This window comes from Kitasatospora sp. NPDC041988 (assembly GCF_055588525.1).
Genome location: NZ_JBVJCO010000001.1, coordinates 431,118 through 445,665, shown reverse-complemented (window position 1 = coordinate 445,665; position 14,548 = coordinate 431,118). Strand labels below are relative to the sequence as shown.

The 14,548-nt window shown below is 71.9% G+C and carries 11 protein-coding genes and 1 pseudogene; 6 read left to right on the top strand and 6 right to left on the bottom strand.

Features of this window, described 5'->3' with window-relative positions:
- Positions 1-326: 326 nt before the first annotated feature.
- The 3 genes and pseudogenes from ACZ6NC_RS01850 to ACZ6NC_RS01840 form a co-directional block, all read left to right on the top strand.
- Positions 327-602: a hypothetical protein gene (locus tag ACZ6NC_RS01850; protein ID WP_465727891.1), complete on the top strand. Its 276-nt coding sequence runs from the start codon at positions 327-329 to the stop codon at positions 600-602.
- 186 nt (positions 603-788) lie between these two features.
- The gene (locus ACZ6NC_RS01845) at positions 789-1,490 is read left to right on the top strand and encodes an Lsr2 family DNA-binding protein (protein ID WP_465727889.1); all 702 of its coding nucleotides are present in this window, start codon (positions 789-791) and stop codon (positions 1,488-1,490) included.
- A 144-nt stretch (positions 1,491-1,634) separates the two neighbouring features.
- A pseudogene (locus ACZ6NC_RS01840) lies at positions 1,635-2,373 on the top strand (Tn3 family transposase); the annotation flags it as partial.
- 14 nt (positions 2,374-2,387) lie between these two features.
- On the opposite strand, the gene ACZ6NC_RS01835 reads toward ACZ6NC_RS01840, so the two are convergent.
- Positions 2,388-3,638 carry an MFS transporter gene (locus tag ACZ6NC_RS01835; protein WP_465727887.1) on the bottom strand — a complete coding sequence of 417 codons (1,251 nt, stop codon included), beginning with the start codon at positions 3,636-3,638 and terminating at the stop codon, positions 2,388-2,390.
- Positions 3,639-3,901: 263 nt separating this feature from the next.
- On the opposite strand from ACZ6NC_RS01835, the gene ACZ6NC_RS01830 reads away from it, so the two are divergent.
- Complete coding sequence (locus tag ACZ6NC_RS01830) at positions 3,902-4,828, top strand: recombinase family protein (protein ID WP_465727885.1); 927 nt, start codon at positions 3,902-3,904, stop codon at positions 4,826-4,828.
- A gap of 6 nt (positions 4,829-4,834) precedes the next feature.
- Here the strand turns inward: ACZ6NC_RS01830 and ACZ6NC_RS01825 are convergent, their stop codons facing one another.
- From ACZ6NC_RS01825 to ACZ6NC_RS01805, 5 genes are all read right to left on the bottom strand, one after another.
- Positions 4,835-5,053 (bottom strand): hypothetical protein, encoded by a 219-nt coding sequence (locus ACZ6NC_RS01825; protein ID WP_465727883.1) that lies wholly within the window; start codon positions 5,051-5,053, stop codon positions 4,835-4,837.
- A gap of 14 nt (positions 5,054-5,067) precedes the next feature.
- The gene (locus ACZ6NC_RS01820) at positions 5,068-5,727 is read right to left on the bottom strand and encodes a M15 family metallopeptidase (RefSeq protein WP_465727881.1); all 660 of its coding nucleotides are present in this window, start codon (positions 5,725-5,727) and stop codon (positions 5,068-5,070) included.
- A gap of 264 nt (positions 5,728-5,991) precedes the next feature.
- A complete protein-coding gene (locus ACZ6NC_RS01815; RefSeq protein ID WP_465727879.1) occupies positions 5,992-7,482 on the bottom strand; it encodes a PLL family lectin in 1,491 nt (496 codons plus the stop codon).
- Positions 7,483-7,586: 104 nt separating this feature from the next.
- Entirely contained in the window at positions 7,587-10,556 is a 2,970-nt protein-coding gene (locus tag ACZ6NC_RS01810; protein ID WP_465727877.1) for an AfsR/SARP family transcriptional regulator, read from the bottom strand.
- Between the two features lie 104 nt (positions 10,557-10,660).
- Positions 10,661-12,313, bottom strand: a complete 1,653-nt coding sequence (locus ACZ6NC_RS01805; protein WP_465727875.1) for an AMP-binding protein — start codon at positions 12,311-12,313, stop codon at positions 10,661-10,663.
- Between the two features lie 124 nt (positions 12,314-12,437).
- Here ACZ6NC_RS01805 and ACZ6NC_RS01800 point away from each other — a divergent pair, with 124 nt between their 5' ends.
- Together ACZ6NC_RS01800 and ACZ6NC_RS01795 are read left to right on the top strand one after the other, a co-directional pair.
- The gene (locus ACZ6NC_RS01800; RefSeq protein WP_465727873.1) at positions 12,438-12,884 is read left to right on the top strand and encodes an SRPBCC family protein; all 447 of its coding nucleotides are present in this window, start codon (positions 12,438-12,440) and stop codon (positions 12,882-12,884) included.
- A 362-nt stretch (positions 12,885-13,246) separates the two neighbouring features.
- Positions 13,247-14,431, top strand: a complete 1,185-nt coding sequence (locus ACZ6NC_RS01795; RefSeq protein ID WP_465727871.1) for a peptidoglycan recognition protein family protein — start codon at positions 13,247-13,249, stop codon at positions 14,429-14,431.
- Positions 14,432-14,548 lie beyond the last annotated feature (117 nt).

Sequence of the window (14,548 nt, the reverse complement as noted above, 5' to 3'; positions counted from 1 at the left end):
TCCCTCCCCCCCCCCCCTCCCCCCCCCTCCCCCCCCCCCCCCCCCCCCCCTCCCCCCCCCCCCCCCCCCCCCCCCCCCCCCCCCCCCCGGGCCCGGGGCGCAGTGACCGCCGCGAGCCGGAGGGTGGCCGGACCCGACGTACGCAGGCCGCCGGGGGCGGCGTCTTCCCGGTCACCGAGTCGCGCACCGACTGGCCGGCCGGCACCGTCTTCCGTAGCTTCCGGCGCGGCGTCGGGCACCCTGAATCGGCAGACCGATCCGAGTCGGGAGCTGCTCGTCGACCCGGCCGGCTTGGTGTACGGCCTCGGGGAACATCGGTACAGCGGTTGGCGCTGAGAACCTTCAAGACCGAACTCGAACTCGGCCGCTGCTTGCGCCTTCCCGCCGAGGGGCCCTGCGAGTGCGACCTCTACCTGACCTGCGCGAAGTTCGTCACCACACCCGAGTACGCGCCACGGCTGCGGACGCGTCGCCGGGTCGAGCAGACCCTCGCCCTGGACGCGGCCGAACGCGACTGGGACCGCGAGGCCGAACGGCACCGCTGCACCAGCCAGCGCATCGAGAAGCTGCTGGCCGACCTCAACGAGCCCTTCGAGGACTAGGTTGACGCACAGAGCGGCATGGTGGCCCAAAGGATCAGATGTCAGTGAACCCACGTACGGTCTGCCCATGGATGATCAGCGGTCGCACTCTTTCTCGACAGACGATGTCAGAACCTTGAAGCCGGTTCTGCGGTTCCTGGGGGCTAGTAACGCGAGCGGGCGTGCTCCTTCCATTGGGGGGCGGACATGAGCGAAATACCGACGCACGAGAAAGAAGACGTGGGACAGGCGTGGGGCCGTGTCACCAGCTGGCTCAGGCAGAACGCTCCCAGCGTTTTCGCTGGTCTGGGCGGCCCGGGCAGCCAGACGGCCATCAGCGATGCTGAAGAGCACATGGGGCTGAAGCTGCCGAGGGAGATGGCGCAGTGGCTTCTGGCCAACGACATCGATGGTGAGGAGCAACCCAACGCCGGCTCGTGCCTGGTAGCGCTGGGGTGTGAGGGAGTCATCCCGAACGGCAGTCTCCTGCTGGGACTCACAGATATTCAGCGTGTCTACCTGCACATGTGGGGCTTGGAGACGATGGAACCGTCCGCAGACCCCGAATGGCCATTCTGGCGCCGGGAGTGGGTACCGTTCGCCGCGGAGAGCGACGGCTTCCACGGCAGGTTCCTGGACACACGCACCGGCACCGTCGGTTCTTGGAGCGAGGGGCAGAACCCTGAGGAAGGACGCTTCGCCTCACTGGCCGACTTCTTTCACGATGTGGCGGACCACCTCGAAGGGGTGTCCTCAGAACATCCGAGGGGAACCGTCAGGGGCCCCGTGAGGGACAGCGGTGCGGAGGGCGAGGCAATACGGCTATGGGCCCGAGCGAACGGCTACCTCGTCAATGACAAGGGACGTATCCCTGCCTCCATCCGAGAGGCGTACGAAGCCTCACTGTGAGCACCAAGGCTGCCCCGTTGCTGACCAAGCCAGCGGCTTACACGCTGGTTGGCACCCTGGTTGGCTCCTGAAGCCGTCAGTCCGCACCTTCCTCGCCGTTGTCGGCACACCGGACGATGATCAACTTGAACTGTCCACATAAACTCCGACATGGTGTTCGGCCTGTTCAAGATCCTCGGCTACAACTTCAGCCCCGGTTCCGCGACCTGGACGACCAGCGGTTCTGGTGGGCCACGATGCCCGGCGTCGCCACCGGCCACTACGGCGCGGTGGAGGACCTGGCCCGGAACCGGGTCAACCTGAACAAGGTGATCACTCACTGGCCGGACATGCTGAAGGTCGCCGGTTCCCTGGTCACCAACCAGGTCCGCGCCTACGACCTGCTGCGCATGTTCGGCCGTGAGGGGCGCCCGACCCCGTTGGGGCGGCGTTCGCCGAGTACGGGCGGATCGCGAAGACCGAGCACCTACTGCGCGTGGTCGACCCGGTGGACGACGCCTACCGCCGTCAGATGAACCGGCAGCTCACCGTGCAGGAGTCCCGCCACAAGCTCGCGCGGGACGTGTGCCACAGCAAGCGCGGCACCATCCACCAGGCGTACCGCGACGGGATGGAGGACCAGCTCGGCGCGCTCGGCCTGGTCCTCACCGCCATCGTGCTCTGGACGACCCGCTACATCGACGCCGCCGTCGCCCAGCTCCAGGCCGAGGGACACGAGATCCGCGAGGAGGACATCGCCCGGCTCTCCCCGCTCAAGCACCGGAACCTGAACCTCGGCCGCTACAGCTTCACCCCGTCTATCCCGGCCGGCGGCCTGCGCCCGCTACGCGACCCGGACGCGGCCGGGCTGGACGAGAACGACGGAGCGGAAGAAGACTCCTGACACATACTCGCTGGTCATCCCGTCACTTCTGCGGCAACGCCTGGCTGCGGCCGGGTACGCATGCCCCAGCGGGCAAGAGACGGGCCGACAGCGCCCAGTGCCGCGAAGAACAACGCCAGCAGCAGCCAACCCGCCGTGCCGAGTCCGAGCACCACCGTGGTGAGGATCGCGGGGGCGAGAGCCTGGCCCGCGCTGAAGCCGAGCCCGAGAACACCTTGGTACTGGCCCTGGGCATGGTCGGGGGCAAGACCGAAACCCAGGGCGAAGCACGCCGAGGACTCCCAGACCTCTCCCAGGCTATGGACGAAGATCGCCGCCAGGACCAGTCCTACCGCGGCCCAGACTGGGGCGTACGCCGCCAGCGCCATCATCGGACAGCTGACGAGGAAGAGCAGCCCCGCAGTGCGAAACGCCCTGCCGCCGTCGTACGGGGTCTCGATACGCGAGCCGATCCTGGTCTGCATCAGCACGCAGAAGAGAGAGTTGACGGCGAACAGCGCGGCCACCGTCCAGCGTGGCGTTTCGGTGTGCTCAGAGATCCAGATCGGCAGGAGCAGCGAGACCACCGGATACTGCAGTCCCATGGCCCCGTAGAGGGCGGTGAACGCCAGGAAGGGACGATCCGCGAAGGCCAGCCAGCGCCGCTGCCGCGGCGGCGCTGCCAGTATCGGATAGCGGGGCAGCAGGAGCAGAAGCACCGCGCACAGGGCGAAGCTCGCCGCGTTGCCGAGGATCAGCGTGACATAGGCGCTGCGGGTATTCGCGGCCAGCGCCAGCCCCGCACCCACCGTTCCCAGGACGACGCCCAGGTTGACGAACGTGCGCAGCTTGGCACGGAAGAGGGCCGGGCGCTCACCCCCGACCCTGACCACCAGCGCGCCCCACGCTGCCCCGCCGGCCGCCGCGGCGATCTGGTCGACCGTCGCGATGACCGTGAGCGCGGCCCAGCTCTCGACGAGGACGAGGGCCGCCATCGACACCGCCTGGACCATGAGGGCCAACATCATGATCGTGCGCGCTCCTCGCCGGTCGGCGAGATGCCCGCCTGGTATCCCCGCACACAGGCCGATCACTCCGGCAATGGTGAGCGCGGCGCCGACCTGCACCGCGGGCAGGCCCACGACCAAGGTGAAATAGAGCGCCGACGCCGCGTTGAACAGACCATTACCGACACGGTTGACGAAACTGGCGGCAATCAGCACGCGCTCCGGCCCGTTGTCCCCCGCTATGCGGCCTATCCGGCCTGCCACGCCACCCTTGGTCATGGACGGCAGGCTAACAGTGGTCGCTGATCCAGCAGCTGTCGCACAGAGATCCGGTAGTTGACCGCGCCGCGGGCCCGGACGAGGAGGGTTCCACCCCCGAAGGTCCTGTCGCCAAACGATGGCGAGCTCAAGCGGTCGACGCGTCCAATGAACCCGTGCAATCCGGGGGTTCACGGCGGCGCGAATCCAATCAGATCCGATGGTGATTGCTGACAGGGTTTGACGACAGAAGGGTCCATTCCTCCGTACGGAAGGGGCCCCGAGTGGCGAACCTGGTCTACAAGCGGGTCTCGACCGACCAGCAGTCCACCGCCCGGCAGGACCTCGTCCTGGAAGAGGCCGGAATCGAGGACCCGGTCGTCTTCGAGGAGGACCCGGGCACCTCCAGCCGCCTCCATCCGCTCCAGCGGCCGAAGTTCCGCGAGCTGCTCACCTACGCGCGGCCGGGCGACACCGTCCACATCTCCGAGATGTTCCGCCTCGTACGCGGCAACCGGCACATCCTCGACGTGCTCGACGTCCTCCACCAGGGCCGCCTCGCCCTGCGCATCCACGACGGCGCGTTCTCCGCGATGGACCTCACCGCCCATCACCCGCGCACCGGCGAGCTGCTGTCCACCGTGAAGTTCATGGTGCAGACCCTCGCCGCGGCCGGCGAACTCCAGCGCGACCTCCAGCGCGAGCTGACCTACGACGGGCTGCGGGCGGCCGAGGCCAAGGGCAGCAAGGGCGGGCGCCGCCCCGCCGTGGCGGCCGCGAAGACCGGCGACGTCCGCACGGCGTACTTGGAGGGCCGCTCGATCGCCGCCCTCGCCCGCGACCACGGTGTCAGCCGCGGCGCGATCCGTACGGCCGTCGCCGACCTTCTGCCCGAGCACACCGCCATTGAGGAGGACTCCCCGGCGCCGGAGCTGCCGGTCACCCTCGACATGCCGGGCAAGGTCGCCGACTTCCTCCGCGCCACCGAACTGGACGACGTCGAGCGGGCCGCGCTCGACCAAGGGGTGAGCGTGCGGCGCGGCCAGGGCTACACCCTGCGCGTCACCGCCGTCCCCGCCGTGCACCGCCAACTCCTCGCCCGCTGTCAGCCTCTCGACGGCGGCCCGGGCGCTCCGGCGGTTCCGGCCCAGCGCAAGGCCCGCCGCGAGTACGAGAACCGCGTCAGCGCCCTCGCACCGACCGGACCATGATCGTTCTCACCGCCAACCACGGCTCCATTGATCCCCAAGGCCGGTGTACGTGAGGACGAGGTTGCCCCCGTTGAACACCTGGTTGGCGGTGAGGGTGAGGATTCGGTGGTCGAATTCGGCGCCGAACATGGGGATGCCGGAGCCGGCGACGATCGGGTACTGCTTGACGATCAGCTCGTCGATCTCCGGGAGGAGCCGGCCGATCGGGCGCCCCCCACCACGCACTTCAGCGGGCCCGGTCAGCCGGTCAGCCCGGTCAGTGGGCCGTAGGGGGCGGCCGGGGTCCGGGTGGCCTGGGCCCAGTAGCGGTCGCCGTACGACCAGTGCCACCACTCGGTGGGGTAGTTGACCAGGCCCGCCGCGGTCAGCGCCGCGGCGAGGATCCGCCGGTGCCGGCGGGCCGGCTCGGAGATGTGAGGGGCGTCGGTGTAGCAGGCGAGGCTGCTCTCCTCGGGGCTCGCGTTGATCTCGGTGCCGAGGTCGAGCTCGACGCCGGACTCGGTGCACAGTGTCAGGTCGACGGCTGCTCCGGCCACGTGCGGGGCCACCTCGGGCGGAGCGAGCGAACGGCTGGCCTGGACGTACAGGTGCTCGTCCGTCCAGTCGGGGTTCGCCGCGCGGAGCTGCTCGGCGTACGCGGTGAAGTACGCCACCTGGAGGCTCATCGGACGGCATCCCTCGACGACGAGCAGGCGCAGCCCGGCGGGCAGCAGCGCGGCCGCGGACCGCAGGCGGCTCGCGACGCCCTCGCGCAGGTGGGCGTAGTGCCCGTCGGCGTCGGCCAGCCGGGGGTCGATCCGCAGCTCGGGGAACCCCCGCAGGTCGACCAGGGGTTCGCCGCACTCGGCGACGGGCACGCCGGTGACCCGGGGATCGCTCATCAGCACGGTCTCGGACATGGGTGCTCCACAAGGTGTCAGGTGGCCCGGGAGGGCCGGATGCGGCTGATGCGTGTTGCCTTCCGTGGCTGCTCCGGAGTGGTCGTAGGGCTCTCCGAGGCGCCCTGATCGCTGATGGGGTCTGAGTCCCTTCTGCGCGACAACAGGGTGTTCGCCCCGGCTCGGCCGGTCGCGCAGGGGGGGCTTGACCCGGTCATCGGGAACTCCGTGGGACTGCGGTGTCCCGCCACGCGGAGGTGGCGGGACACCTGCGGCGGATACGGGTTACAGCAGGACCCAGCCCGAGCCCCAGGAGCCGTTCGGAACGGACTGCCAGCGGTGGAAGGCGTTGCCGTCGCCGCCGATCACCGACACCTCGAGCCGCCCGTCGAGGTTGGTCGCCACGGCCACCCTGCCCGAGAGGGTGTTTCCGCCGAGGTTGCCGAAGCCGGTCGCCCAGCCACCGTTCTTGACGGTCTGCCACCTGTTGTACAGGTGCCCGTCCCCGCCGACCACGAAGACCTCCAGCCGGCCGTCGGCGTTGCTGCCGACCGCCACGCCCTTGAGGGCGCTGCCGCCGAGGTTCTCCCAGCCGCCGAACCAGTCGGAGCCGGGCGACTGCTGCCACTTGTGGTAGAGCTGCCCGTCACCCCCGACGGTGAAGACCTCCAGCCGGCCGTCGTCGTTGCGGCCGACCGCGACGGCGCTGCTGGTGCCGTTGCCGCCGAGGTCGCCCCAGCCGGCAGACCAGCCGCCGCCCGCCGTCACCTGCCACCGGTCGTAGATCCGGCCGTTGCTCCCGGTTACGAAGACCTCCAGCCGGCCGTCGGCGTTGCGCCCGGCCGCGACGCCGACCAGGTTCGCTCCGCCCAGACTCTCCCAGCCGCCGAACCAGTCGGCGCCGGCCGACTGCTGCCACTTGTGGTAGAGCTGCCCGTCACCGCCGACCGCGAAGAGCTCCAGCCGCCCGTCGGCGTTGCTGACGGCCGCCACGCCGCCGAGCAGGCCGTTGCCGCCGAGGTCGCCCCAGCCGGACCAGGCGCCGTTGGGCTCCAGCTGCCACTTGCTGAGCACCCGTCCGTCGGAGACGCGGAACGCCTCCATCCGCCCTGAGGTGCTCGCGGCGCTGCCGGTGCTGGTGGCGAGCGCGACGCCGTCGTCGACGAAGTCGGCCGCCCGGTCGTAGCGGATCGCCGTGTAACCGGTCACCTCGGACCACGAGTTGAATCCCCAGGCGTTGCGGTTGCTGATGGTGGACGGGTTCTCGACCGTCTCGCCGTCGCTGTTGAACGAGTAGACGTAGGCACCCTGGGTGTGGTCCAACGGGTTCTTCCAGTGCGAGAACAGCTCCATGTGGCCGTCGGGGCCGTCCCCGTCGGAGTCGCGCACCATCGCGTCGCCCGGCCGGAAGTCGTCCCGGGCGATGACGCGCATGCCGTTACTGCCGGACTGCGCGTACGACAGGAAGTCGTTCGTCAGCGGGCTCGACCCGAGGTGCCAGGCCATCGCCACCAGACCCGAGCAGTCCCGGCGGTAGCCGTGGCCGCCGTCGACGTCCGTGGCGGTGTACGACTGGGTGTAAGTCACACCGCGGTCCACCCAGTCCTGGGCCCGGGTGAGTATCTCGGTCCGGCTGATCGTGCCGGTGACCGACGAGGCCGCCTGCGCGGGTGCCGCTGTCATCAGGGTGACGGTGCTGCCCAGTGTCGCGGCGGCCAGTGCCACCGCCGTCGTTGCGGTCAGCCGTCGGGACAGGTGTCGCTTGCCGGTCGTCATGTACGGTCCCCCTCCGTGTATCCGTCGGCGGCCGCCGGGCCTGTGGCCGGCCTGGCCGCCGCTCTGCTGAGGAAGACACTCCCGGTCGCCGCTCTAAGTTCTCTCTAGGTCCCCCGCCGTTCTCTCCAGGCCCCCGCCTCTGCGCCCGCGCCTGCGAGTTCGGTGTACTCGCGGGCGCCGAACTCGGCGAACACCGCGATGGCCCGGGCGCGGACGGCGTCGGCCCGGGCGCGGTCGCCGGCGGCGGCGTACACCGCGGCGAGGTCCCGCAGCGTGCGGGCGCCGAACAGCGGCAGCTCCAGGGAGCTCCAGACCTCGCCCGCCGCGGTGAGGCAGTCCTCGGCCGGGCCCAGCTCGCCCGCGGCCAGGTGGTACTCACCGATGGTTCGCAGCACCAGGCCCTCGCCGAGCCGGTCGTGGTGGGCCCGGCAGACCAGCAGCGCGTCCTCCAGGGGCGCCCGCTCGGCGGTTCCCAGCCGGATCCTGTTCTTCGCCAGCGCCTGCGCCGCATAGGCGGTCATCAGGTGGTCGCCGAGCGCGCGGAGCATCTCCAGGGACTGCTCGAACAGCGCCTCCGCGACGCCGTAGTCGCCCATGGCGCGGCGGACCAGGCCGGTGGTGCGCAGGGTCAGGGCCTCGCCCCGGCGACTGCCCAGTCTCCGGTAGGCCGCCTGCGCGCCGTCCAGGGCGGACAACGCGTCGGCGTACCGGCCCTGTTCGAGGTGGACCGAGCCCGCGAGCCGGCCGGCGTAGCCGAGTCCGGCGTCGTCGCCGACGGTCCGGAAGCCGGTGACCGCTTCGTCGAGGGCGTCCCGGGCCGCCGCGAACCGTCCCTGTTCCCGGTAGGCGCTGCCGGTGCCCGCTCTGCTGACGGCCTGGCCGCGGAGGTCGCCGGCCGATGCGGACAGGCCGTACGCCGCGGCGAAGTACTCGTGGGCCTGGTCGAACCTGTCCTCTGCGTACCGCAGTTGGCCGAGACCGGAGAGCAGCATCGCCTCGCCGGTCCGGTTGCCGGCGCGCCGGGCGGCGGCGAGTGCGGCGTCGTGGGTGCGCCACCACTCCTCGAACCGGTTGCGGACGCCGAAGGACGACGAACAGAGCGCCACCGACACCTCGCACGCGGCCACGTCGAGGTCGAGCGCGGCGGCGCGTTCGACCGCGAGCACCAGCGCGGGCGCCTCCGGCTCGAACCAGTCGGGGGGCGGGTCGGGCAGGCTCGGCACCGGGCGGGCGATGCTGAAGTCGGCGCACGGCTCCACCTCGCCGGAGGGCGCCTGCCGGCGGATCAGCCAGAGCCAGGAGCCCAGGGCACGGGAGAGCGCCGCGCGCAGGTCGGCGGGGGTGTCCTCGGCCTCGGCTCGCTCAAGGGCGTACACGCGCAGCAGCTCGTGCAGCCGGAAGCGCGGTCGTAAGACCCCGGTGACGTCCAGCAACTGCGCGTCGATCAGGGCCTCGACCGCGTCGTCGGCGGTCCGGTCGTCGGTGTCCAGCAGCGCGGCGACCACCCAGGGCGCGAAGTCGGCGGCGCCGAGCAGGCCGATCAGGCGGAAGGCGCGCCGGGCGGCCGGGTCGAGCACCCGGTAGCTCAAGGCCACGCTGGCCCGGACCTCCAGGTCACCGACGGCCAGCTCGTCGAGGCGGCGACGCTCATCGGACAGCCGGTCGGCCAGGGTGGCGGGCGTCCAGTGCCGGCGGGTCGCGAGGCGGGCGCCGGCGGTCCGGATGGCGAGCGGCAGCTGCCCGCACAGGGCGACGATCTGCCGAGCGGCCGCGGGTTCGGCAGCGATCCGGTCCGGGCCGGCGATGCGGGCCAGCAGGTCCAGGGCGGCGGCGGTGTCGAACACGTCGAGGTCGGTGCGGGTCGCCCCGGCCAGGCCGGGCAGGCGGTTGCGCGAGGTGATCAGTACTCCACAGCTGGGGCTGCCGGGCAGCAGAGCGCGGACCTGCTGCTCCGCTCCGGCGTCGTCCAGAACCATCAGGACCCGCCTGCCGGTCAGCGCGGTGCGGAAGTGGTCCGCCCGCTCGGCCACCGCTTCCGGCACCTCCTGGCCGAGGGCGCGCAGGAACCGGCCGAGGATCTCGCCCGGGGTGGCCGGGCTCTCCGTGACGCCACGCAGGTCGGCGTACAGCTGGCCGTCCGGGTAGGCGGCGGCGACCTGGTGGGCGGCCTGCGCGGCGAGCGTCGACTTGCCGACGCCGCCGGCGCCGGACACGACGCACACCGGAACGGTGGTGCGGGCCCCGGTGAGCGTGGTGGCGAGCGCCTCGAGTGCCTCCGTCCGTCCGGTGAAGTCGGCTGCGGCGGGCGGAAGCTGGGCGGGGATCGGGGTCGGGTCCGGCGCGGCCGCGAGCAGGGCGGGGTCGCCCCGCAGGACCATTTCGTGCAGGCGGCGCAGCTCAGGACCGGGGTCGATCCCGAGTTCCTCCGCCAGCACCCGCCGGCCTTCCTGGTAGACCTCCAGCGCCTCGGCCTGGCGCCCGACCCGGTACAGCGCGAGCATCAGCGCACCACGGCTGCGCTCCCTCGTCGGGTGGTCGGCGACCAAGGCGGCCAGCTCGGCGATGTCGAGGCCGAGACCCTGGGCCGCCTCGGCCGCGATCCGCTCGTCGAGAACCGTCAGCCGCTCCTGGTCGAGCTGGACCGCCGCCGCCCGCAGCGCGTCGCCGATCCCGCCGAGCGCGGGTCCGCGCCACAGGTCCAGCGCGGCCCGGAACTCCGTCGCCGCGAGGTCGTACCTGCCGCCGGAGGCGGCCTGCCGGCCCCGGGCCACATGGCCGGCGAAGGCGTCGCGGTCCACCTGGCCCGCCTCGACGCGCAGCAGGTAGCCCGGCGGTCTGGTCTCGATGACATCGCCCAGCTCGCGGCGCAGCGACCACACGTACGTCTGGAGCAGCGTGCGGACCGTGTCCGGTGGACGCTCGCCCCAGACGGCGTCGATCAGCGTTTCGGCGGAGACGACGCGCCCCCCGTGCAGCGCGAGTGCCGCGAGCAGTGCGCGCGGCTTCCGGCCACCGAGCGGCATCCGCTGCGAGGCGCGCCACACCTCCACCGGCCCCAACAGTCGGAACTCCATTCCCCCTCCGGGCCAGACCCTGGCACTCCAGCACGACTTCGATGTTTCGCCTGGTCAGAGCCTGCGTGGGTGAGTGTACTGGACTGACGTTCCATCAGGGGCGGTCATCCCCCGGGCCGGCCGTTCGTACCGGCCTCCGCGTGGAGGCCGAGCAGGCCGGCGGCCTGTTGGCGCATCTCGACCTTGCGGACCTTGCCGGTGACGGTCATCGGGAACTCGTCCACCAGGTGCACGTAGCGCGGGATCTTGTAGTGGGCGATCCGGCCGGTGCAGTACGCGCGCAGGGTCTCGACGGTCAGCTCGGGGGCGCCGGGGCGCAGCCGGATCCAGGCCATCAGCTCCTCGCCGTACTTGGCGTCGGGGACGCCGATGACCTGGGCGTCGAGGACGTCGGGGTGGGTGTGGAGGAACTCCTCGATCTCGCGGGGGTAGATGTTCTCGCCGCCGCGGATGACCATGTCCTTGCTGCGGCCGGTGATGGTGAGGTAGCCCTCCTCGTCCATCGCGGCGAGGTCGCCGGTGTGCATCCAACCGTCGGCGTCGACCACCTCGGCCGTGCGGTCGGGCTGGTCCCAGTAGCCGAGCATGACCGAGTAGCCGCGGGTGCAGAGTTCGCCGGGGGTGCCGCGGGGGACGGTCTGCCCGGTCTGCGGGTCGACGATCTTGACCTGGAGGTGCGGGCCGACCCGGCCGACGGTGGAGACCCGGCGCTCCAGCGGGTCTCCGGGGCGGGTCTGGGTGGAGACCGGGGAGGTCTCGGTCATGCCGTAGCAGATCGACACGTCGCGCATGCCCATCCGTTCGACGACCTGCTTCATGACCTCGGTCGGACAGGGCGAACCCGCCATGATCCCGGTCCGCAGGCTGGAGAGGTCGTGGTCGGCGAAGGCCGGATCGTTGAGCTCGGCGATGAACATGGTGGGGACGCCGTAGAGCGAGGTGCAGCGTTCGGCGGCCACCGCGCGCAGGGTGGCGGCGGGGTCGAACGCCGGGGCGGGGATCACCACGCAGGCGCCGTGCGACAGGGCGGCGAGGTTGCCCATGACCATGCCGAAGCAGTGGTAGAAGGGCACCGGCACGCAGATCCGGTCGTGTTCGGAGTAGCCGCACAGCTCGCCGACGAAGAAGCCGTTGTTGAGGATGTTGCGGTGGGAGAGCGTCGCGCCCTTGGGGAAGCCGGTGGTGCCCGAGGTGTACTGGATGTTGATCGGGTCGTCCGGGCGGAGACCGGCACCGATGCTCTCCAGCTGGTCGGTGCCCCCGGCGGCGAGCAGGTCGGTCCAGGCGGTGGAGCCGATCAGCAGGACGTCCTTCAGCTCCGGGCACCGCGGCCCGGCCTCGGCGAGCATCGCCGCGTAGTCGGAGGTCTTGAACGAGGGCGCGGCGACGACCGTCCGGATGCCCGACTGCCGCAGCACGTATTCGAGTTCGTGGGTGCGGTAGCCGGGGTTGACGGTCACCAGGATCGCGCCGATGCGGGCGGTGGCGTACTGGACGAGGACCCACTCCGCGCAGTTCGGGGCCCAGATCCCGACCCGGTCGCCCCGGCCGACGCCGAGGGCCAGCAGGCCGGCCGCGACCCGGTCCACCTGGGTGGACAGCTCGCGGTACGTCCAGCGGCGGCCGGTGGGCAGGTCGACCAGGGCCTCGCGTGTGGGGAAGGAGCGGACGGCGCGGTCGAGGGCCGCGCCGATGGTGTCGTCCAGCAGGGGTGTGGCCGAGGCGCCGGCGTCGATGCTGGGAGGCGGGGTGGGCATGCGGGGGCTCCTCGGCTCGTCCGGACAGCTGGCGACCGAGTCTATTCAGGGCCGCGCCTGACGTCATTCACCGCTGTGGACTGGAACCATGACGCGACGTCAACCGAATGTCGAAGGAGGATCCATGGCAGGTCAATTCGAAGCCGTGATCGAGGTCGAGCGGCCCGTCGCGGAGGTGTTCGCCTTCCTCGCGGACGGCCGGAACGACCCCGTGTTCAGCCCGCGCGTGCTGGAGATCGGCAAGACGCCGGACGGTCCGACCACCATCGGCACCGTGTTCAGCAGCACGGTCAAGGACGCCGGGATGAAGACCCGGCGGCAGATCCGGATCACCGCGCTGGACGCGCCGACCATGCTCCGCTGGACCGAGGTCTCCAAGAACCTCGTCACTTCCCGCGTCGGGGGCTACGACCTGGCGCCGCTGACGGAGACCACGACCCGGGTGCGGATCTTCAACACCCTGGAGGGCCACGGCCTGGGCAAGCTGTTGGTGGGCCTGGCCCTGAGCGCGGCCCGCAAGGACGCGCCCGCGTTCGGGCAGCGCATCAAGGCGGCGGTCGAGGCTTCCTGAGCGCCGGTTGAGCTGTTACACGACGGCGTGGCCGGAGCCGGGACGGCATGACCGGAGCAGGACGGCACAGCCGGAGCAGGACGCCGGAGGGCGGGCCGCGCGTGCGTGCCCGCCCTCCGGCGTGGAGGCGTCGGCTCCAGGTGGTCCGACCGGCCGGTGGCCGTGGCCTGGATCCGCCGGAATCCCGGTGCGGACGCTGTGCCTCTTCGGGCAGAGATGGGTGGAGATGACCCGAAGTCTGACCAGCAGAAACGATCCGTCGGGTAATTTCGCGAACGGCTGATGATCAGTCACGGGGGCGTGGGATCGGAGCAGGTCGTCGCGCCCTCCGAGCCGTTCCCGCACCCTGGACAGGACCCTTGATGCCGAACCCGCAGCCCGCCGTGACCCGGCGCACCGTCGTCGGGGCGATTGGCGCCACCGCCGCCGCCCTCGCCGTCGCCCCTGCCGCCTCCGCCGCGGCCGCTACGGCTGCCACAGCTGCCGCGCCCACCGCGCCCACCGCGCCCACCGCGCCCACCGCCGGACAGGGCGCGCGGACGGTCAGCGCCCCCGCCACCCGGGCGCGGTCCGCGGCGGGCGGCGAGGCCGCGAGCGTGCGGGCCGGGTTCCCGATCCGGTACGTCGGCGTCAGCTGGGACGGCCCCCGACGCGGCGCCGCCATCCGGCTCCACCAGGACGGCGCGGCACCCGGCGCCTGGCAGCCGCTGCCCGCCGGCTGCGCGGGCGGGCCGGACGGCCCCGAGGGCCCGGGCCGTCCCGGCGGCATCGGTACCGCCACCGCGCTGGTCGCCGCCGGCGGCGCGCCGGGATACGACCTGCGTCTGCCCGACGGCGCCGGCAACGTCCGCACCGCCGCCATCGACACCGTGCACGGCCCGGTCCGCCGCCTGGCCGTCGCCCCCACCGTGCCGGTCACCCTCGCCGGCGCCGAGTACCTCTCCCGGGCGGCCTGGGGCGCCGACGAGTCCAAGCGCTTCAAGAACGGCGTGGAGAACTCCCCCGCGAAGTACTACCCGCTCCAGACCCTGACGGTCCACCACACCGACACCCCGAACGCCGACCCCGACCCGGCGGCGACCGTCCGCGCGATATACGAGTACCACGCCATCACCAACGACTGGGGCGACATCGGCTACCACTTCCTGATCGACGAGGCCGGCCGGATCTACGAGGGCCGCTGGTCCGGCGAGGACGGCGTCCCGGCCGAGGACGGCGCCGGCAAGGTGGTCACCGCCTTCCACACCGCCGGCTTCAACTCCGGCAACCTCGGCATCGCCCTGCTCGGCACCCTGAGCACCCAGGACCCCACCCCGCAGGCCCGCCGGTCCCTCACGGCCCTGCTGGCCCTCGTCACCGGCACGCACCACCTCGACCCGCAGGCCCACGTGACCTTCGTCAACCCGGTCAACGGCGTGACCAAGCCCGTCGAGATGATCAGCGGCCACCGCGACTGGCTCGCCACCGACTGCCCCGGCGGCACCATGTACGCGAGCCTGCCCGCCCTGCGCGCCGAGGTCGCCGCCCTGGGCGCCGCCGCGCGCTGACCCCGGCGGGGGGGGGGGGGGGCCCCCCCCCCCCCCCCCCGGGGGGGGGGGGGACCGCCACGGGTAAGGGGTTCTCCCACCTTCCCTCGCCTATCTCCTCCTGTGGACACAGACCGT

What these genes read in the sequence shown, in the direction of transcription:
- ACZ6NC_RS01835 (WP_465727887.1), bottom strand. Translation starts at nt 3,638, where the DNA reads ATGACCAAGGGTGGCGTGGCAGGCCGGATAGGCCGCATAGCGGGGGAC.
- ACZ6NC_RS01845 (WP_465727889.1), top strand. Translation starts at nt 789, where the DNA reads ATGAGCGAAATACCGACGCACGAGAAAGAAGACGTGGGACAGGCGTGG.
- ACZ6NC_RS01810 (WP_465727877.1), bottom strand. Translation starts at nt 10,556, where the DNA reads ATGGAGTTCCGACTGTTGGGGCCGGTGGAGGTGTGGCGCGCCTCGCAG.
- ACZ6NC_RS01795 (WP_465727871.1), top strand. Translation starts at nt 13,247, where the DNA reads ATGCCGAACCCGCAGCCCGCCGTGACCCGGCGCACCGTCGTCGGGGCG.
- ACZ6NC_RS01805 (WP_465727875.1), bottom strand. Translation starts at nt 12,313, where the DNA reads ATGCCCACCCCGCCTCCCAGCATCGACGCCGGCGCCTCGGCCACACCC.
- ACZ6NC_RS01815 (WP_465727879.1), bottom strand. Translation starts at nt 7,482, where the DNA reads ATGACGACCGGCAAGCGACACCTGTCCCGACGGCTGACCGCAACGACG.
- ACZ6NC_RS01800 (WP_465727873.1), top strand. Translation starts at nt 12,438, where the DNA reads ATGGCAGGTCAATTCGAAGCCGTGATCGAGGTCGAGCGGCCCGTCGCG.
- ACZ6NC_RS01820 (WP_465727881.1), bottom strand. Translation starts at nt 5,727, where the DNA reads ATGTCCGAGACCGTGCTGATGAGCGATCCCCGGGTCACCGGCGTGCCC.